General features: G+C 54.7%; 14 protein-coding genes. 3 read left to right on the top strand and 11 right to left on the bottom strand.

Going from position 1 to position 18,760, the window contains the following annotated elements; all coding sequences use genetic code 11:
- Positions 1-5: 5 nt before the first annotated feature.
- The 7 genes from KB449_RS09270 to KB449_RS09240 form a co-directional block, all read right to left on the bottom strand.
- Entirely contained in the window at positions 6-863 is an 858-nt protein-coding gene (locus tag KB449_RS09270; protein ID WP_434082548.1) for an ABC transporter permease, read from the bottom strand.
- Between the two features lie 259 nt (positions 864-1,122).
- Entirely contained in the window at positions 1,123-3,465 is a 2,343-nt protein-coding gene (locus KB449_RS09265) for an AraC family transcriptional regulator (RefSeq protein ID WP_282908100.1), read from the bottom strand.
- Positions 3,466-3,638: 173 nt separating this feature from the next.
- Positions 3,639-5,825, bottom strand: a complete 2,187-nt coding sequence (locus tag KB449_RS09260) for an ADP-ribosylglycohydrolase family protein (RefSeq protein WP_282908099.1) — start codon at positions 5,823-5,825, stop codon at positions 3,639-3,641.
- A 575-nt stretch (positions 5,826-6,400) separates the two neighbouring features.
- Positions 6,401-6,877, bottom strand: a complete 477-nt coding sequence (locus KB449_RS09255; protein WP_282908098.1) for an amidohydrolase family protein — start codon at positions 6,875-6,877, stop codon at positions 6,401-6,403.
- Between the two features lie 19 nt (positions 6,878-6,896).
- A complete protein-coding gene (locus KB449_RS09250; protein WP_282908097.1) occupies positions 6,897-7,112 on the bottom strand; it encodes a hypothetical protein in 216 nt (71 codons plus the stop codon).
- Positions 7,102-8,166, bottom strand: a complete 1,065-nt coding sequence (locus tag KB449_RS09245) for a Gfo/Idh/MocA family protein (protein WP_282908096.1) — start codon at positions 8,164-8,166, stop codon at positions 7,102-7,104. Before KB449_RS09245 ends, KB449_RS09250 begins: the two co-directional genes overlap by 11 nt.
- A gap of 4 nt (positions 8,167-8,170) precedes the next feature.
- Entirely contained in the window at positions 8,171-9,055 is an 885-nt protein-coding gene (locus KB449_RS09240) for a phosphogluconate dehydrogenase C-terminal domain-containing protein (RefSeq protein WP_282908095.1), read from the bottom strand.
- A gap of 143 nt (positions 9,056-9,198) precedes the next feature.
- On the opposite strand from KB449_RS09240, the gene KB449_RS09235 reads away from it, so the two are divergent.
- Both KB449_RS09235 and KB449_RS09230 read left to right on the top strand, forming a co-directional pair.
- Entirely contained in the window at positions 9,199-10,014 is an 816-nt protein-coding gene (locus tag KB449_RS09235) for a sugar phosphate isomerase/epimerase family protein (protein WP_282908094.1), read from the top strand.
- Between the two features lies 1 nt (position 10,015).
- Positions 10,016-10,657, top strand: a complete 642-nt coding sequence (locus KB449_RS09230; protein ID WP_282908093.1) for a GntR family transcriptional regulator — start codon at positions 10,016-10,018, stop codon at positions 10,655-10,657.
- A gap of 85 nt (positions 10,658-10,742) precedes the next feature.
- Here the strand turns inward: KB449_RS09230 and KB449_RS09225 are convergent, their stop codons facing one another.
- Complete coding sequence (locus KB449_RS09225; protein ID WP_282908092.1) at positions 10,743-11,663, bottom strand: ROK family protein; 921 nt, start codon at positions 11,661-11,663, stop codon at positions 10,743-10,745.
- Positions 11,656-13,566, bottom strand: coding sequence for a class I mannose-6-phosphate isomerase (locus KB449_RS09220; RefSeq protein ID WP_282908091.1), 1,911 nt, complete (start codon positions 13,564-13,566; stop codon positions 11,656-11,658). Before KB449_RS09220 ends, KB449_RS09225 begins: the two co-directional genes overlap by 8 nt.
- On the opposite strand from KB449_RS09220, the gene KB449_RS09215 reads away from it, so the two are divergent.
- A complete protein-coding gene (locus tag KB449_RS09215; RefSeq protein WP_282908090.1) occupies positions 13,523-14,404 on the top strand; it encodes an AraC family transcriptional regulator in 882 nt (293 codons plus the stop codon). The genes KB449_RS09220 and KB449_RS09215 overlap by 44 nt on opposite strands.
- 30 nt (positions 14,405-14,434) lie before the next feature.
- Here the strand turns inward: KB449_RS09215 and KB449_RS09210 are convergent, their stop codons facing one another.
- Both KB449_RS09210 and KB449_RS09205 read right to left on the bottom strand, forming a co-directional pair.
- On the bottom strand, positions 14,435-16,474 hold the full coding sequence (locus KB449_RS09210; RefSeq protein WP_282908089.1) for a M81 family metallopeptidase: 2,040 nt from the start codon (positions 16,472-16,474) through the stop codon (positions 14,435-14,437).
- 38 nt (positions 16,475-16,512) lie between these two features.
- The gene (locus KB449_RS09205; protein WP_282908088.1) at positions 16,513-18,738 is read right to left on the bottom strand and encodes an AraC family transcriptional regulator; all 2,226 of its coding nucleotides are present in this window, start codon (positions 18,736-18,738) and stop codon (positions 16,513-16,515) included.
- Between the last annotated feature and the right edge of the window lie 22 nt (positions 18,739-18,760).

The raw sequence follows: 18,760 nt of genomic DNA, 5'->3' as shown, positions 1-18,760 counted from the left end.
ACCTCTCAATAAACGCCTTCTTCGCCGAAGCGCTTGGCCAGTCTGTTGGCTGCCACGACCAGCACCAGCCCTACGACGGATTTGAACAATCCGACGGCCGTGCTGTAGCTGAATTGGCCCGATTGAATGCCGACGGAATACACGTAGGTGTCGAAGACCTCCGCGACTTCCCTGTTCATTGCGTTCATGTTCAAAAAAATCTGCTCGAAGCCCGTATCGAGAAAATGGCCCAGCCTCAAAATCAGCAAAATCACGATCGTGCTGCGGACGGCCGGCAGCGTAATATGCCAGAGCTGGCGCAGGCGGTTCGCGCCATCCATTTTCGCGGCCTCGTACAGCTGGGGATCCACGCCGGCTAACGCCGCCAGAAAGATGATCGTTCCCCAACCCGTGTCCTTCCAGATCACCTGACCGGTAATGAAGGTGCGGAACCAGTCCGCGCTGAGCAGAAAGCTGATTTTCTCCAATCCCACCGAGGCCAGCCATTCATTGACCAGACCGCCCTCCGTCGTAAAAAACAAGTAGGCGATGCCGACGACGACAACCCAGGACACGAAATGAGGGATGTAGATGATCGTCTGGATGACGCGCTTGTAAGCTTGAAGGCGGATCTCATTCAACATCAAGGCCAGGACGATGGGCAGCGGGAAAAAGAAAATGAGGTTGTACACGGCTAGCAAAAAGGTATTGCGGAACAGCGTCCAAAACGCAGGCTCCGAGAAAAACCGGTCGAAGTGCTTGAGGCCGACCCAATCGCTCCCTCCGAAACCCAGAAACGGCTGATAGTTTTGAAAGGAAATGAGCACGCCCCACATCGGGACGTATTTAAAAACGATAAAGAAGGCGACGCCAGGCAAAAGCATTAAATAAAGCCTGTAGTTTTTTGCTAGATAACGCCCGACGCTTCCGCTCCGTCGTTTGCGCTGAATACCTCCTTGTTTAAATTGATGTTGCAGCCCATTCACCCGAATCCCCCCTTGCATCTTGCGGAATACGTTCAGCGTAGAGCGGATTCAACATTACCGTAAATAATCATTCCTGAGCCAGTTGGCTGAGGGGGACTGCGGAAGACACTGATAATCAAAATGGCATAACCTGATAATCATTTCGCGCTATTCTGGCCTACGGGCGTTCGTTTTGACGATGTGCTTCCCGGTATTGCCCGGGCGTCGTACCTTCCAATTTGCGAAAATAACGGATGAAGTTTTGGGCATTGTTGTATCTCAACCGTTCCGCGATTTCATTGATTTTCATGTCCGTCTGCGTAAGCCATTTCTTCGCGACCTCCATTCTGTACAAAGACAGGTAGTCGCTAAAATTCATGCCGGTCTCCTTTCGGAAAACTTGCCTGATATAGCTTGGATGATAATTCAACCGGGAGGCACAAACTTCAAGAGTCAAATCTGCGGCAAAGTCGTAATGAATCATGTCCTTGATCTTCTGCGAGATCGACTTAAACCGGCTGTCCCTTCCCGTTTCGAGAAGCGCGATCGCGGGTAGCGCCAATCCGTTCTCGAACCAATGCCGGTAATCCTGGAGCGTGCGCAGCTTCAGGAACTGCTCCAGCAAAGAGGTCGAATCTCCGTTCCAGATCGCTTGTAGCGATTCGGTCTGATCCTGGAGTCCGCCGATGACGACCGTCATGAGCCGAAGCAGCGTGAATCGAATCTCTTCTTCCCCATAATTCTCCGTATTGAGTTCCGCGAAGATCGCGTTTAATATTTTCAAGGCTTTAAGCCGATCCCTAAGCAAAATCGCGTCTAGCAACCGTTCGCCCGACTGTTCGTGCATCAACGCAGATACCCGGTTGCGATTCGGCTGCAAATCCTCTATTAATAGCACCGCGGGTTCGTCGAAACCGTTTTGCGCCTTCAAGGCGTTCGCGGCTTCTCCCATTGCGATGTAGGCGTCGTTCCAATCGCCGAAGGCGCGGCTGATCCCAATACGGGTGTGCAGCCGCAGCACGCGCAATACGGTGGACTGAAGCATCTCAGCCAGTTTGACGACCGCAGACTTCCAGACGGCCTGGTCTTCCAATGGCGAACCAAGCACCGTAGCCTGGTACGGGTATACGAGCACCGGATCCAGCCTCTCCGAAGCGGATAGCAGTTCTCCCGCGATGTTGTTAATCGCGAACATCAGCAGGTCCCGATCCTCTTCCCTGTAGCCGGTGCCCTCGAACGTCATGATCTCCACGGCCATCACGCTCATGAGCCGCCATTGATCGGGCAGGCCGTATTGCATTTTTTTCTCTTTGATTTCTTGTTTAGAGATCGGGCTTTGGAGGAGCTTCGCCGCGAAATATTCCCTGAGATATCGCGATTGTCCTTCGATCTTCTCCGCCATCTCCGTTTGGGATTGCCTCATGCGATTGAGCCGCTCGCCGATTTGCTGGATTTCGTCGCCGGTGTCGCCGTTCGTGGACGTCGACGTCGATACCTTGCTTTCATTCGTTACGGCTTCGTATAATGCCCGAATCGGCCTATATAATCGTTGGGAGCCCAAGAAGGATAAGGCGAAGGCAAGCAGAAGATTGCCAGCGCACACGAGGAGCGTAAACAGTCCGATCGAATTGGAGTCCCGCAGCAGCTCGCGCAACGGCGTGACGGACACATAGGTCCAGTCGTTATAGGATGCCCGCCTGTAGGAGACGAGCGCGTTTTTTCCGTCCACGATGGCTTTGACGCTGCCTTCTAACTTCCCGCCCTGTATGAGCGGACGGATTTTCTCTTCGACAACTCGCACGAACGCCCGCTCGGAAGCCGCTTCCCCTATCGAAGTCAGGGGTTGAAAGCGGACGTCGAATATCGCGGAGCTTCCATGCTCTTCGGAATCGGTCTCCCCCAGATACTTTCTCCATTCATAGCCCGGTACGCTGGCCAGCAAAAATCCGGTCGGCTTAGCGGCGTTGATCGGAAGATTCTTCAACAAAAATATCGAGTCGGATGCAGTACCGTCGTCTTGAACAGCAGCGCCGGACACCGACAGATCCTGATAGCTGAGCCATAACGAGGCATCCCGACCGTTCAAGTAGGACGCCCATAATCGGGCATCCTGCCAGTCCGCCATCTTTCTGAATCCCCGATTGCTGATGACCCAGCCATATTGCAAGTTAGCCAAATGAACGTCTTGCATCCCGAATTGGAACGACTGCAACCGATGCAGGGAGCTCGAAAGCTCTTCGATCTGAACGAAGTCGGATGCCGTGAAGTCTTGATGCAACGCGTTATTCAGGTATGGCGAATTTACAAATTGCGTAACCGTATTATCGATGCCAAGCAAGTTCTGCTCGATTCGCAGCTGCGTCTGAATCAGCAGTCGGGCATTCGCCTCGTTCGCCTGCTTGACGATCATGCCCGATGCACGGTAGTACGAAAACACGCCGACGAGGATGACCGGGATGGATCCGATCAACAAGCCCAATACGAGCAGTTTGACCCAATAGTTACGGGAAATCGCTTTCATTTCGATTCCGTCCTTTACGATTGAATAGAAGACGTGGGATCGAACATTGCAATGCTGAGGGGGCAATTATCTATACTGTGCTTTTAAATACAGGCAGAGCCCGCTAAGCAGCGGACTCTGCCTGAAAAATCCGCCGCGATCCCGATTCGGATCGAGCCGAATGACTTAAAATATCATTCGCAAGCCTCGCCGTTTAAAATCCGGTCGCCCGCGCCGTGCACGGTTAAATACTTGTAATGGGTATGGCTGTTTTCATGGGAAGAGAAGCCGACCATACCTTTGCCGTATGGCCGATCGTCGTCGGTAAATTCCAGCACGAGGTCGTCGTTTATATGCATGGCAAAATGATTCCCCCGCATTTTTACGACAAGTTTATAACTGTCGCCATGCCGCCATGCATAGGGCCAGGACGCCAGCTCGCGATACCCGTTGTCGTTTTTGAGAAGAACCGCCTTGGCACCGCTGCCGCCGAGTCCGAATGCATAGGAACGAATCGCGCCCTGCACCCTGAAGTTGATCATGTGCGCATGCCCAAGCTTCGGAACCAATTCCGCCTCGATGTCCAGATCGCTCCAGTGAAGCTGCCCTGTGTATGCTTCGGCAGGCTCGCCGGCGTAGCTCGCGCTCAGCTCCCCTTCCTCCAGCGTCCAAATACCTCTCAAATAGGTCAGCTGGCTGACCTCCTGGTGAACCCCGTTCCACCGCTCAATGCGCTCCTTGCTGAAATCGAGCGTATAGTCAGGTGCGCCGCCAATCTCAAAATCGTCCAAGTAGGCGATCATGCTTGCATACCTGGCTTGCAACGGAATCCATTCGACGCCTGCCCGGTCCAGGCAGGCTCCGTGCAACTGCGGAACCCGAAATTCCAACGACTCCCATTGATTCGGTAGCAGCATCGTCTTTGGTCCGTAATAGGTATGTCCGCTGTTGCAATCATGGACATAAAGCCGAGCCAGCATAGGGTCCGGCGTGCCGGACGGGACCATCGCCTTGCAGGCAACCGTCTGGCCTGGATACAAAATAGGAGAAAAGGCAGGATCGTAACGGCTGTCGTTAAAATCCTCGGGACCGTAATAGGTTTGAAGATACGTACGGTAACCGCAGCCGCTATTCACTTTATCGAACATGATCCGCAGCGACCTGGTTCCCGAATACGCTTTGTCCGCAACGTTTAGGATGGACGCTTCGACGCCATGATCCGCTTCGGTCTTAAAAGCATGCGTGGAACCCGGATATTCGAAGTGGCATCGGATGCGGTCTGTGTCCAATATAAAGCGCCATGCTTCCGGCACCGGCTGTTCCGATAGCAGATAGCCAAATCTGGCGATATAAGAGGCACACCAGGGCAAATCCAGGATGTTTAGCGAACCGATGACGCTCGAGCAGCATAAAAAATCATTGATTGGCTTTCTCCACGCTGCATCCATACCTTGAAGGCCGTTCTTGACGCCGAGAATCGTGCCAACGTTCGCTACGTTGCAGTCGGTATCCCATCCGCACATGTTGCAGATGTTGATCGATCTCGAGAAATCTCCTTCGCCGTATAATAGCGACAAAACAACGACGGCGGCGTTGGGAATGATATGGCAGACGCCTGGATATTTGTCGTAACCGTAGTTCTCGTGCACATAGGCGAACCCCTGCCTCCAGTCCGCAGGCCTCTCCCGATAGATCCGCATCACGTCGCGCGTCATCTCCGCATAGCGGGAGCTTGCGGGGATAACCGACAGCCCGGCTTCGATAATTTCCTCAATCTCTACTTCAATAAAAGCCGCAGCTACGCACGCCGCAACGAACATACCGCCGTATTTACCCTCTCCGTCATGCGATACGCTGGCCATTTTGCATGCATATTCCGCTGCTAACACCGGCTGTCCGGGTGCGATCAGGCCCCATGTCTCGCTAAAGATCTGTCCGCCGATCTGCTCGGCGACCGTCGCCCCGTTCCGTCGGATCGAGCCCGATTCCGGCGCCATAATTCCGTTTCGCAAGTTCACGTAAGCCGTATGCTCGGTCGATTTTCCGTAGCCGCCCCACCAGAAAAAACCGTGACCTTCAGGCGCGTAATTCAACCAGGCTAGTCCCATTTGCTCTGGCGTAATCTCTCTCGTATGCGTGTAATCCTCCAAAGCGCGCAGGAAAAACAAAGGGCCGTTCGTATCGTCATCCGCGGCAAAGTTTTTGAAGTGGTGAACATATTCCGTGATCTCGCCGAATGCCCTTTCGATGCGCTCCTGCGTCCATTGCTCGATATTGCCTCCATGTCTCACGCCGATTACTTTACCCAGCCATCCCGCATATACGCGCTCGGGGTAGTCATCAGGCAAACTGAATTTATCTCTTCTGGCTCCTTCTGTCATAGAAAGCTTAACCTCCTTAAAAACTTTAATTCGAATTCTATGCTCCCACTATTTTTGATAGTCGGAAGGAGCGCATATATCGAGCAATTCTAGTTTAGATCTGCATTCATTTGGAGGGTAGGTGGCAGAACTCCGCAATACCGTTGTAAATTTCCTAAAATAATTAAACTTTAGTATATTATCGTGGAGGTGGAGTGCCTGCCGGGGAGACTAGCGGAATTCGGTTGGTCATTTAAACCCGCCGAAGTGAAGCCCTTCGAGAATATAAACATCCTTTCAAATTCCGTTACGATTTTGCCAACTCCGACGCATCTGCTCTGACGACGTCAGTTCGAAGAACCAATGAAGAGCATCCTGCAGCATACGTTCGGTCACGCGATTGCAATCCCCATGTATTCGACGATCAGTAACCGATCGGGCAGCCAGTATACACATACATAAGTGCATCGCGGAACTTCCGAGCATTGTTCGGTGGGACATGGATATCTTCCGAGCCGTTAAAAATCGAATTACGGGTTTATGAGCATAGCGCTCCAAATTATTCAACGATATTTCAATCCAAGCTTTTCCCATCTTCAAAGGCCCAGTTTATACAATTCTTCAACGCTTTTCCCGAAAATCCACGCTTGTTCGTCTAAACCAATGCCGCAGGTACGCACCTTGGCGATCTCAGTCCCTGCGTTATCGGCATGATCGGTGCCGAATAAAAAACGCTCGGCTCCGAACTCCTCGCACCAATGCCGCATGTTGAACCCGGCTGTCCACGTGATATCCGCATATAGATTGCTTGCCAACCGCATGGCTGTAGCTGTCTCGCCCGCCAGAATCATCATCCCGCAATGCGCCATTACGATGTTGACCTCCGGATAGTCTTGCGCGACATTGATGAGGTTGGTTGGGTTTGCGAACGGAATGCCCGCTCCTGTATGGACCATCACCGGCACGCCGAGCTTCCGTGCCAGTTCGAACACTTTACGTCCGTCGCGTCCGGCCGGGTGAACTGCGTGAGCGAATGTATGCAGTTTGATGCCGACAAAACCAAGCGATTCCACGCATCGCCTCACCTCAGCTTCATATTCGGCATCCTTCAAGTGCGGATTTGGTCCCGGATAGGTTGCTGCAACGATCGTGCTGTTCTTTCACAGCTTCTATGTCGTGACAGGAGGCAGGCTGCAGAATCGTCGCTTCGATGCCGAATTTGGCATGCTTGTCTAACTGCTCCTGCAATGTAAAGTCCTCGTCGAATACGTAATCCCACCCAAGATGGGCATGTGCGTCAATGATCATGTTTTCTTCCTCCGATCAAAACCGCCTCATGTCTCGATGCGCTCTCATAAACACCGAAAGCGAGCCGCAGCGTAATTAAGTTGTGCGCACCGCTCGTCTGGAACGGATGTCCTGTGTTCAGACAATTGATGAAATGCGATTGAAGACGAAAGTGGCTCTCATCCTGGTCAAGCTCCGTTCGCTCTGCGACGACGCGCTCCTTGCTGCCATCCTCGCTGACTATGGTAATTTTGCCCGATGTATGCAGTTTTAGAGTACCGCGGTCTCCTTCAATGACGAGTCGCTCGAGATGCACAGGGCCAACACGTACGCCCAGCTCGCGGTCAAGTTGCTGCCGCGTCGCCCAACTGGCATCCAAGTAGCCATAGAAATTGTCGTATCCGAGCACGACGATACCAGAGTCCTCACCGGATATGAACGGGCTGATCCGGGCAGTCTCCGCGTACAGCCTGTCAGGCGTACCGAACAGAAATCGCCAGGTATCGAACCAATGCACGCCCATCTCATAGAACAACAGCTTTGGCATGCTGCGAAAAAACGGTTGCGGCAGCTCCGCGTCCGGCGTCATACGTGGCGTATAAAAGTCCGTGTGGTAATATCGAGCTGTCCGCAGCAGGCCAAGTTCCTCGTTGTCGATGAAACTTTTGATCAATTGAAAAGGCTGCAGCCAGCGCCAATTCTCCGTCACCATGAGACGGACGCCCGCTTTATCGGCAAGCCGAACCATCTCCTCCGCTTCAGCAAGCGTCGGAGCGAACGGCTTTTGGCATAAGATGTGCTTGCCCGCCGCCGTCGCCTTCTTGACCATTTCCAGATGCGTCTCAGGGCCGGTTACGATATCGACAACGTCAATGTCCGCTCGTTCCAGCATTTCGTCCACAGTACGATACAAGCGACTGGCTGGCACGCGATAGGCTTCGGCCTTCGCAGCCAGCTTTTCTGGGCTTCGGTTACATAGCGCCGCAATCTCCGCATTCGGAATGCGGCTCCATGCCTGCAGATGCTTATCCGACCACCAACCCGTTCCAATCAGTCCTATTCTCCAGTTCTTCATGTCGTCACTCTCCGAATTTCAGAAGTTGCAATTTCTCGGGGTGCAGCATCGCGTCGATCTGCTCGTATACTTTGTCGGGATTATAGAGCTCTCTCCAACCTTCTTTAATGATCGCTTTTCGCCCATATTCAATCGCGACGAGACAGGCGTCGGAAAACGGGTTAACCTTCTCGAACACGATGCCGAGCTGAATGTTGATATGACCGAGCATAAAGTCTTTCGCCGCCTCATAAGGCACGCCGCGCTTCACTGCCTCTTCCATCGCTTCGCCGAGGACCGTTACCATCATAGAACTTATCGTCTCTGCCATCGTCGGCTCAAGCATCGCCATCTGCTCGACTGTAATGCGATGAGAGCGCATGACAGGCGCATACATCTCCTTCGCAGCCAACTCTCCTCTAACGTAATCCTCTTCCCTTCCCTGCATCAGCGCGCATACGATCGCCTGCTTGGCCGCTACACCGCCGAAAAAGTCCCGCCTTGCCTCAGGCGTTGTCTCGTCATTGAACACTGGCGGATGGCAGGGGTGGGCGACGAAATACGCGACATCCTTCCGATTAGGCAGCTTCCCTATATAAGCCGCTGCAGGATCTAATAGAATCAGCAGCGCACCAGGCTTCATGGCAGGCACTACTCCTGCGGCCACGTCACCGATTGCCGTGTCCGGTACGGCCAAAATCACGATGTCCGCATCTTGCAGCGCCTCCTGCTGAGGCGTTGGCACGATGCCGCGCTCCGCCAGTCGCTCAATGCCGCGCAGACCAGTCTCCACATAGTTGACCTTTCTGACCCCTTTCCTAAGATTGTCCGAAATTCGGCAACCCATCTTCCCACCCGCGCCGATTAAAGCGATATTTTCCATTTTCATGAGTAGATCCCTTTTATCCATTTTTATAAATACCTCCCATATGTCCATATTCTGTACTAAGTAACGTCCTCACTTTATCACGCCACGACATTGTATACAATATCAATATTTTTATATACAATATCTGTATGCTAAATATTTTTCTCAAAAAGGAGGTTTCTGCCTTGAAGCTAGGAATTAGTTCCTATACATTAACATGGAGAGTAGGCGTTACAGGTTATGATATGCCATCCTCTCCATTGACCGCGCAAGGTCTTTTACTTGAGGCTTATCGGCATGGGATCCAACTAGTGCAAATTGCCGACAACCTGCCGCTTCACCTCATGTCTGAAGGCGAATTGCTGAGGTTAAAAATGACCGCTCAATCGCTTAACGTAGAACTGGAAATTGGCACTCGGGGGACGGATCCGGCTCATCTACTTCGATATCTGCACATCGCGCAGTTGCTGGACGCTCGTCTGTTGAGAACACTGATCATCGACTCAGACCCAGCCAATGCTGTCCGGCAGATTCGTCAAGTTCTTCCACTTTTCAAGAAAGCCGGTGTACAGCTTTCCATCGAGAATCATGGCCTGCACACGACGAAACAGCTCGCACGACTGTTCGAAGAGATCGCGGATCCGCTTGTCGGCTGTTGTCTAGATACGGTAAATTCTTTCAGTGCGCTGGACAGCCCCAGGGAGGTGATCGGCAATTTGATGCCTTACTTGCTCAATCTGCATCTTAAAGATTTCGAAATAAAGCGTGTCGAACACCAGATGGGATTCGTCATTACTGGAACTTCCGCTGGCCTGGGAAAATTGAATATACCGAATTTGCTTGATGAAGTTCGTCGCCAGCGAAAGGACCATGCCAACGCAATATTGGAGCTGTGGACACCTTATCAAGGTACGGTCGAAAGCACAGTCAGTCTGGAACAAAAGTGGATGGAGAGAAGCCTTGGCTTCTTAAAACCGATGTTCAATGCAATTGGAGGATAAGATGAAAGATCAACCATTGACGTTAAAAGAAAAAGCCTACCTAGAGCTGCGGAAACTTATCCTGAGCGGCCGCTTTAAACCGGGCGACGTGCTTACAGAGCGCCTTCTTGTTGAGATGCTGTCAATGAGCCGCACGCCCATCCGCGCAGCGTACGAGCGACTCGATGCAGAGGGACTCGCCAATTATGTCCCGAACAAAGGGTTGACCGTCGCGGAATTCTCGCTAAATCGGGCACTTGATCTGTTCGATTATCGGATTGCAATTGAAGGCTTCGTCGCCAGGAAATTGGCCCAAATGGAATGGGCCTCCGTTGATCTCGCATGGTTCGAAGCCAATCTCGCAGAACAAGAGACGTTCATGAACGAAGCCGATTATGAACGATTTACCGAAGCTGATTCAAGCTTTCATGCCAAGTTGGCCGAAGTGTATGGCAATAAGGAGATTACGATGGCTATGAATCAGTTGCAAGATAAGTTATTTGCGACTGGTCTCAGTGTGCTGCGCAAGGACCGAAACCGTATCCAGGTTTCTTATCAGGATCATCTCCGAATATTTTCTGCCATCCGGGACGGAGACGCTTCATTCGCAGGCTCCTGCATGGAAGAGCATCTTGAATACGGCAAGCGCATCTTGATTAGATAAGCTTGATGGAATTGGAGGTGCTGGAGAAAGCTTAAGGTACCTTTTCCGAATCCTCTGGCTTCGGAAGAGGTCTTTGCGCATGAAGCTAATACATTTCGAGCAAACGGGCTGCCCCAACATAAGTACTAGTCGAAGTATCTTCCGTTGAGACAACATCCATATCTTTGTTTTGCAGCTCATCAAGCAGAGCGGACATGAACAGCTCGCTGCTTTTAGCAATCTGGCCTCCCAGGACCACTGCATCAGGTTGATATGGCGACACATACTGGTTTAAGACTTCGCCGAGATAACGACCAAATTGCTGAAAGACGATGATTGCGTCCTGATCCTCTTCGTGCGCCATCGCAGCTAGCCATTTCACCTGCAAGCCGTCTTTAACGAAGCCGCGCGACTCAGCCAAGCGCAAGATGCCGCGCTCGGAGATATAAGCATCCACCGTTCTGTCGCGATACGGCAAACGATAAATCCAGCCGTCAGGCGGCACATTCGCTGAATCGACGACCAGCCGGCCTTGGTCCAAAAAGGCGGACCCGATTCCGGTGCCGATCGTGATGCATACGGCTCGGGCGTATCCCCTTGCCTTTCCTCTCATCCACTCTCCAAGCGCAAACAAACTGGCGTCATTTGCAAACGCGATGCGAAACGCAGGAGACATCGTCAGCGTCGGATCGGCCGACGCTAGCAATCGGCTTGTGATCTCCTGCCGCAAGTTGACGCCATACAAGCTCTCGTATTTTTCCAATCCCCGTATATAGCTGATCCCGCGTTCATAATCGAACGGTCCAGGGAACGCATAACCGATCCCTCGCAATACGGCTTGACCGCAAAGCCTTCCGGCTTGCGCGATCGCGAGCGAAGCCAAATAATCCAGCAGCTCCCGTTTGGCTAATCCGGACTGGGCAGGGTAAACCGCCACCGTCTGTTCGTGAATCCGGCCGGAAGAGGTTAACGCCGCAGATTTGATGTACGTGCCTCCTACATCAAATGCCAAAATGTACTCATCCATCGATGACCGCCTGATTCCATTGCGGGGACACGCCTGCCTTGATCAACTTAGCCGGCACGTCGCCAAGATTGTGAATGCGGAAAGCGCCGACCGCCGCAGGCAAAATATAGGATTCCGCATAGGCGAACTCGACCGCTGCTTCCGGCACGGCGAGCGGCTCGATCCGTACGCGCTGGCCCTCGACCAGGTTCAGCAGCAGCACTTCGCCGCGCGTATCGTCCTCCCACACGGAGGTTAGATGAAGGCGATTGACGTAGAAAAGCAGATCCTCCCGGCTGCCCAGCTCGTACTCCACGCTCTCTCCCTGCCGCCCGGTCTCTACCGGCCTAGCGATCAGCTCCCGCTCCACCCAGTCCCGCTTCTTGTACCAATCGATATTGGCGGCGGCATGATCGATGTTGATCGGCCGGGGGTTGCCGTCCAGACCTTTGCGAACGTAGTCGTATATTTTGAAAGTGAACCACCAGGTGGTTGCCGAGATTTCCAGCACGAGGTTGTCGCTGCCCGAACAGTGGACCGTACCGGTCGGGATCAGAAACAAGTCCCCTTTTTCACAGTCCCATTCCTGCACATAGTCGGTAAATTCGATCGGCGTGCCGGTCGCTTGCGCAGCCTCGACCGCTGGCAGAAATGAATCCTCGGCCGCCGTCTCGGTCAATCCGAGGTACACCTTGGAGCCTTGCTTTTTCTCCATAATATAATAGGATTCTTGCTGCTCCAGGATGTAGTTGAACCGCTCCCGAATGTACGCTTGCTTCGGATGTACCTGGACGGACAAGTTCGTCCCGCCGATCGTATCCAAATAGTCGAAGCGAATCGGGAAGTAATCGCCGAACAGTCCGCTGACGCGCTCGCCGAGGATGTCGCGGTACGCTACGTTCATGACAAGCGTGAACGGCACCTCGATTTCCCCACCCTCGCATCCGATCAATATGGAGTTCTCGGGAGCGATCGGCTCGAAGCTCCATGCGCAGTTGACCCAATCGTCCGGCAGATCAGCCAGCTTCTTGAGGTACTGCCCGCCCCACACGCCGGGAGCAAAAAACGGCTTGACCCGCATCGGGCCGGCAGCGACGGCACGAATGAGCCCGCTCAAATCGTCGGCAGTGACCGCGACAGGCGTTTGTTCCGCATTCATGTCCACGTAAAAATCAAACTTTCCGACTACGCGCTTGCGATACGTTTCGAGAATCGGCCACTCGACAAAAAAGGCAATCTTGTATTTTTCCAACGTGTCCATGTTGTCATTGAATCCGAAGTTTTGCAGGCCCTTCTGATGCAGAATCTGCTGGTTTTCTCTTGTTATGTCTAAAAACAGGCGAAAATCGGAGTCCCCGGATAGCCAGGCAGCGCCCGGGCCGAGAATCACCGTCCAGCGGTTCCGGCGTTCCTCCTCTTGCGGCGACCGGCGCCGAAGCTCGCTGCGGAGTGTTTCCCGCGCTTCCGGCTCGAAATAGTCCCCGATGCTTCCCGTCGTCATTTTTCCGAAGGAGCGATTGTCAGAGATGTCACCAGCGAACCATTGTTGCAACTGTGCGCCGCTTTTCATGTATTTGGTCGTCGGATAGATCGTAAATTTAATAGAACGGTCTGACAGATAAGCCGCCAGTGCTCCGACAAAGCCGTCAAAGTCCGCGCCATGCGTGCCGTCAACGATCAGGGTTCGTTGTCCGCCTGCCCTGTCGAACGGCTTTACGACTTCACGGAGAAGCTCCTCATAACCGCGAATCATATGGACCTGTATGTGACGCGCCGGATTGACCGGCCGCTTGTTGAACAATTCGCTCACCTCGACTTCTTTCATCTTCACCCTGTGATATGATACCTGTATCCGATAGCCAGCAAAGGAGCCCGCCGCCATGTCCTCGCCAAGCGCCAGCCTGATCGAAACGATCGAGCTCAAAAACCACTACAGCCTGAATTATCTCAGCCGGCACCCCGACTATTTTTATTTCCATGCCCATCAAGGCATGGAGCTGCTATACGTGCATCAGGGAAGCGGCCAGGCGATCGTCGGGGACCAGCTCGTTCAGGTGGCGGAAGGCTCCTTACTGCTGTTTCAGCCTTACCAGCTGCACCGCATCCATATGAATGCGGAGACGGCATACGTCCGCACCGTTCTTGTGGTCGATCCGGCCGTCATGGATGCACAGCTGGCAAGCTTTCCGTCTTTAAATCGTTTTTTCCGCCAGCTGTGGCAAGGCGACCTGGTCATCCAGCACATCGCGCTCGGCGAGCATGCAGCGGAAGCCGAGTTGCTTCTGGCGCATGGTGCAGCCGCCATGCGTCAAGCGGGAGATCAATCGGAGCGGCAAACGGAGGAGTGGACGCTGTTGTTCGTCGGCCTCCTGCAGCTCCTTCGCCGTCTATATACAGCGGCAGGGGGGCAGGTCTCGGGGCCGGATGCGCCTCTGCGAAACCTTCGTTATGCGGAAAAATCAATGCAATGGATCGAATCCCACTTTCAGGAGGCGTTCGATCTAAGCCGTATGGCCGAGGCGCTATTTGTCTCCCCCGCCCATCTCTCCCGGCTGTTCCATCTGGAAACGGGTACGACGCTGACCGATTACTTGAAGGCGCGGAGGCTGCGCGAGGCCTGCCTGCTGCTTGCGGCGACGTCCCTGCCAGTGCGGGATGTCGCCAGGCGCATCGGCCTCACGAACGTCCCTTATTTCGCCAAGCTGTTTAAAAAACATGTCGGCGTCACGCCGCTGCAGTACCGGATCAGCCGAAGAACCTGACGGGTAACCGTATGGCACCGTCCAGCCGCCTTAACTGAAATTCAACCGCTCCGCCGTCTCATAGTCGTGAACGATATTCGCGCCGCTCACCGCAAAGAACACAAGCGGACGCGAGCCCGTATTAACGACGCGATGCGCCCAGCCGCCTCCGGCGTAGCTGATCGTTCCTTCGCTCACAGGTACCTTACGCAGTTCGCCATCTCTGCGTTGAAGTAGCATTTCACCATCGCCTTCAAGGCCGATAACGGCCTCGGCCGTATCCGGCTCCGCATGGAAGTGGCCTTTCGTCATGTACGGCTCGCCGCCGACGCGCCCCGGATACAGAACCGTGATATTGATGAGCAAGTCGGTCTCCCGGTACGGATAAGGCATCTCGTATACCTCGTAGACGACCGGGTCCTCTCGTGCCAATATTTGATCGACGGCAACGGGATCGCCATACAGATGACGAAGTTGCGACAGCCTCCGCCGCGTCACGTGCGCGCCGTATTTCTCATAACCGGCCGGGCTGAACGGGATCGCGAAGATCGGCTCGTGCGCGTGATCCGAAATGATCCCCCTCATAGGCAGAAGCTCCGCTTCCGCAGCCATGCGCTTCCTTTCTTCGTCCGCGCGCCAGACAGTGTCCAGCTCCCTCGGATACAGCGGATCCGGCGCCTTTGAAAATCGGAGCGCGCGCAGCACGATGCTCGAATGCCCGGGCGTCAGCGCAAAAAGCGTCTTCGTGCCGAGACTGCGGTATTGCGGACTCAAGTAGCCGCTCTTGACGACGATGAGCCGATACTGCGAAATGTCTAGTCCGAGCTGCGTCAAATAAGCCGGATCGTAGACGGCGATGCGCCGCTTCGCGACGATGACGTCCACCTCGCCGATCCGCACGACCGCGGCGTCGCTGATCTCCTTGCTGTGACCCGCACGATCGAGCCCGGCATGGACCGACAGCACGATGGCGCGCGCGTGAAACGGTTCGTCGCTGTCGGTGGTCCGTTTGCCGAGCGCCAGCTCGACTTCCGCTCCTGCTCCCGCCGCCAGGCAAACCTCGTAAGATGCAGGATCGGCGATCACCGCGACCAGCGTCCCGCTGATCCCGCGTGCGAGCAGCCGTTCGAGCACGATCGTCAGATCGCCCGCCGCGCCGGCAGTAGGATTGTCGCCCGTATCCGACACGATGGCGAGCCCCTCGCGTTCGCGCAGCGCCTCGTCCAGCGCCTCATCCAGCGGATACGCGCGCTCCGAGAACACGAACTGCTCGCGCTTCTCCCACATGCGGCTTGCCAGGCTCAGCGCATCGTCTATGAGCGCATCCCTATGGACGGTCTCGCCGGATATGAGCGCGCAAGCGCCGTGATGCGGCGTATCCGCCCACGGGAAGCCTAGCGTATAATCCGCGTTCAGCACATGCTTTTGACGCGACGTCTCGTAGACGGCCGCGATCAGCTCCCGCATCGGCTCGACATCCGTCATCGAATTTTCGCCGCAGACGAGAAACGGAATTTTCGCCGCTACCGTCACGACGTCAAGCTTGCGCCGGATGATGCGCAGCAGAAGCTCGGCCGCGCGGACGCCCGTATCGTAACGGTCCGTATGCGGCGCGGTTCTGAACACGGCAAAGGCATTGACGCTGCGGATCAGCGCGTCGGTCACCTTCGCGTGCATATCGAGCGTGACGACGATCGGCAGCCGCGGTCCGACGATGCCGCGGATCGCGCTCATCAGGTCGCCCTCCGGATCGGCGATCGATGCGGTGCGCATCGAGCCGTGCAGGCAGAAGCAAATGCCGTCGAGCGGACCGGCCGCGCGGATGGCTTCGAGAATCGAAGACCTAATCTCCGCATAAGCTTCATCCGTTACCGTGCCCGACACCATGGCCACCGCATGAACCGATGGCAGCACCTCCACGCCTTCGGCCTGCAGCGTCTCGACGATCCCGCCCGTCGACTCGGCGTTGCCTCGCCAAAAGTCATGCGTGAACAGCGCATCGCCCAGAAGCGGGCGAAAGTCCGCCAACACGGTCGACTGCGGATTAAACGTATTGGTCTCGTGCATCAGCGTGCCCGTTAAAATTCTCATGCGAATCCTCCTTGATTGACGCCTGTTAGTTGATACTTTTAAGGCTGCTCTTCTTCGTCCGCAGCGGAATCGTCGCCGATCAGCGCCTTTTGATACTGCTTGGGCGTCATCGCGTGCTTTTCCTTGAACAAACGAATAAAATGATGCGTCGACTGGTAGCCGACGCGGTACGAGATTTCCTGAACAGACAGTTTTTTGTCGCGAAGCAGCGCCTCGGCCCGCTCCAGCCTCAGCTCGGTGACGTATTCGTTGAAGTTGCTGCCTGTAATCGACTTGAAGATCTTGCTCAAATACGTCGGACTGACGCCGACATGCTCGGCCACAAAAGCGAGCGACAGCTGGTGGGAGATGCTGCCCTTCACGAAGGATACGATTTTCTCGGCAAACTCGTGGTCGAAATGCTGCTTGCGGTCGTTGACTGCGGCTACAAGCGTCTCCGACAGCCGGGTCATCCAGCCCTCGAACCGGTCGGCATCCACGACGCCTTGATACAGCTCCCGCAGATCGCCGCCCGCCATCTCCGCCGCGGAAAAACCGAGCTGCTGCATCGTCTTGTCGACGTAGAGCACGATATCCAGCATCAAATTGCGGCAGTAGCGAATCGTAAATTCGCCGCCGCGGATATCCGCGAACAGTTCGCCGAGCAGCTGCTGCGTTCGCTTGAGATCGCCCGCGCGTATCGAAGCCGGCAGTTCCTCCAACGCTCTTGGCTGGCCGACCGGCTCCTTTAAATCCCCGAGCCGGAGCTCGTCATACCGCAGCACTTCGGCATGCGGGTATAAAAACGCATAGTCGAGCGCCTCGTCCGCCTCGGCGAACGATCGTGCGATCGCGACGTCATCGGAAGGATAGCAGCCGCCCAGACAGAGTAAATAAGATTCATTCGTTTCGTTCAGCCAGCTTCGCATTCGCGTTGCGACTTCTGCGTCCGGCATTGACTCCGGAAAGCTGATAAAACCTAAAATTTGCGCCTGCTCGTCGCGAATCGCACGGACGTCCGCCACGCCGCCAGCTTGCTCCAGCTGCTCGATCATGTGAAAATCGCCGGCCATCGCCTCTTGCGGATCGGCATTCGGCTGCCGTTTCACGCGCAGCGCGAAGCTTGCTATCCGGCGCCCCTCGTGCCCGATCCCCAGAATCGATCCGATGTCTCCGCCTCGACCTGCAGATTGAGCGGACCCGAACAGCAGCCCGACCATGTAGTTATGGCGAACGATCGGCATATGCCTGGCAAGACTTAGCTTCAGCGTCTGCATTTGACTGGAGATCGGCTTGTGCGCGCGCATGGTTAACCAGACGGATATCAGTACGTTGGCAGCGAGAAACGCGCCGCCTACGGCCAGCATCCACACTTTGAGACGATTCGTCTTCAAATATACGCTGTCTACGGATGCGATCGATACGTAGCGCCAGTCATTGTAGCGCGAGGCTGAAAACGAAACGACGCTCTCCTGACCGTCGATATTGGCGTCGAACCTCCCCGTACCGTCCGCGTTCATCAGCTTGGAGATCGAAGGCAGCGCGAGCAAATCGGGCACCGGCATGCTGCCGTAGTTATGGGCGATGACGTCGCCGACTTTGTCGACGACCAGCAGCGCGCCTTCCGCATGGGGCTTCAGGGCGGACAGCCGGTTGTTCAATTCCGCCAGATCGATATTGACGGCGATGATGCCCTGCCGGGCTTCCTTGGCGCCGAAAAAGGGAATGCTTCGCACATAGCTTGCAATCAAGCCCGGATCGTAGCGTCCGGCCGCCCTTGCGGGAATCCAGCCGATGTTCACGTCCGACTGCTGAAAGGAGTCGAACCACGCCTCTCTGCCGCCCAGGTCGCAAGCCGACTCGTTCAGCATGCATACCCGTTCCCCCATGAACAGCAAATTGCCTTGCGGATAGTACAGGTCGATCGAATGGATATACGGCGTGTTGTTCTTGATATCGCCGATGTGCCTCACGACCTTCAGGATCGCGGAGGCGTCGCGGCTGATATCGTGCGTCAGCGGATAGACGAGCGCGTCGTTGCTGTCGAGCTCGGACAAGTAGAGATTCGGAAAGTTTACGGCAACCTTGACGACCTGCTCGTCGATTTCGTTTTGAAACTGTCGGACGGTCTGCATGTTCAGGCTTTGAACTTCCTCATTGTACGTTTTTAGAAAATATTGAAAAAAAACGAACAGGGGCACAAGGGAAATGACAAGCACGGCAATTAAATTAAAAATCAGCAGGCGCTGAAAAATCCGGCTATCATTGCGTTCCGTCCTGTTCATCCCCTGCTTCTCCTCCTCTAAC

The organism is Cohnella hashimotonis, assembly GCF_030014955.1.
GTDB classification, from domain to species: Bacteria; Bacillota; Bacilli; order Paenibacillales; family Paenibacillaceae; genus Cohnella; species Cohnella hashimotonis.
This window is presented reverse-complemented; position numbering and strand designations above follow the sequence as displayed.

Bases quoted from the DNA above. Each gene is read 5' to 3' on its own strand.
- KB449_RS09270 (WP_434082548.1), bottom strand. From the start codon at position 863: ATGCTTTTGCCTGGCGTCGCCTTCTTTATCGTTTTTAAATACGTCCCG.
- KB449_RS09265 (WP_282908100.1), bottom strand. From the start codon at position 3,465: ATGAAAGCGATTTCCCGTAACTATTGGGTCAAACTGCTCGTATTGGGC.
- KB449_RS09260 (WP_282908099.1), bottom strand. From the start codon at position 5,825: ATGACAGAAGGAGCCAGAAGAGATAAATTCAGTTTGCCTGATGACTAC.
- KB449_RS09250 (WP_282908097.1), bottom strand. From the start codon at position 7,112: ATGATCATTGACGCACATGCCCATCTTGGGTGGGATTACGTATTCGAC.
- KB449_RS09245 (WP_282908096.1), bottom strand. From the start codon at position 8,166: ATGAAGAACTGGAGAATAGGACTGATTGGAACGGGTTGGTGGTCGGAT.
- KB449_RS09240 (WP_282908095.1), bottom strand. From the start codon at position 9,055: ATGGATAAAAGGGATCTACTCATGAAAATGGAAAATATCGCTTTAATC.
- KB449_RS09230 (WP_282908093.1), top strand. From the start codon at position 10,016: ATGAAAGATCAACCATTGACGTTAAAAGAAAAAGCCTACCTAGAGCTG.
- KB449_RS09225 (WP_282908092.1), bottom strand. From the start codon at position 11,663: ATGGATGAGTACATTTTGGCATTTGATGTAGGAGGCACGTACATCAAA.
- KB449_RS09215 (WP_282908090.1), top strand. From the start codon at position 13,523: ATGTCCTCGCCAAGCGCCAGCCTGATCGAAACGATCGAGCTCAAAAAC.
- KB449_RS09210 (WP_282908089.1), bottom strand. From the start codon at position 16,474: ATGAGAATTTTAACGGGCACGCTGATGCACGAGACCAATACGTTTAAT.
- KB449_RS09205 (WP_282908088.1), bottom strand. From the start codon at position 18,738: ATGAACAGGACGGAACGCAATGATAGCCGGATTTTTCAGCGCCTGCTG.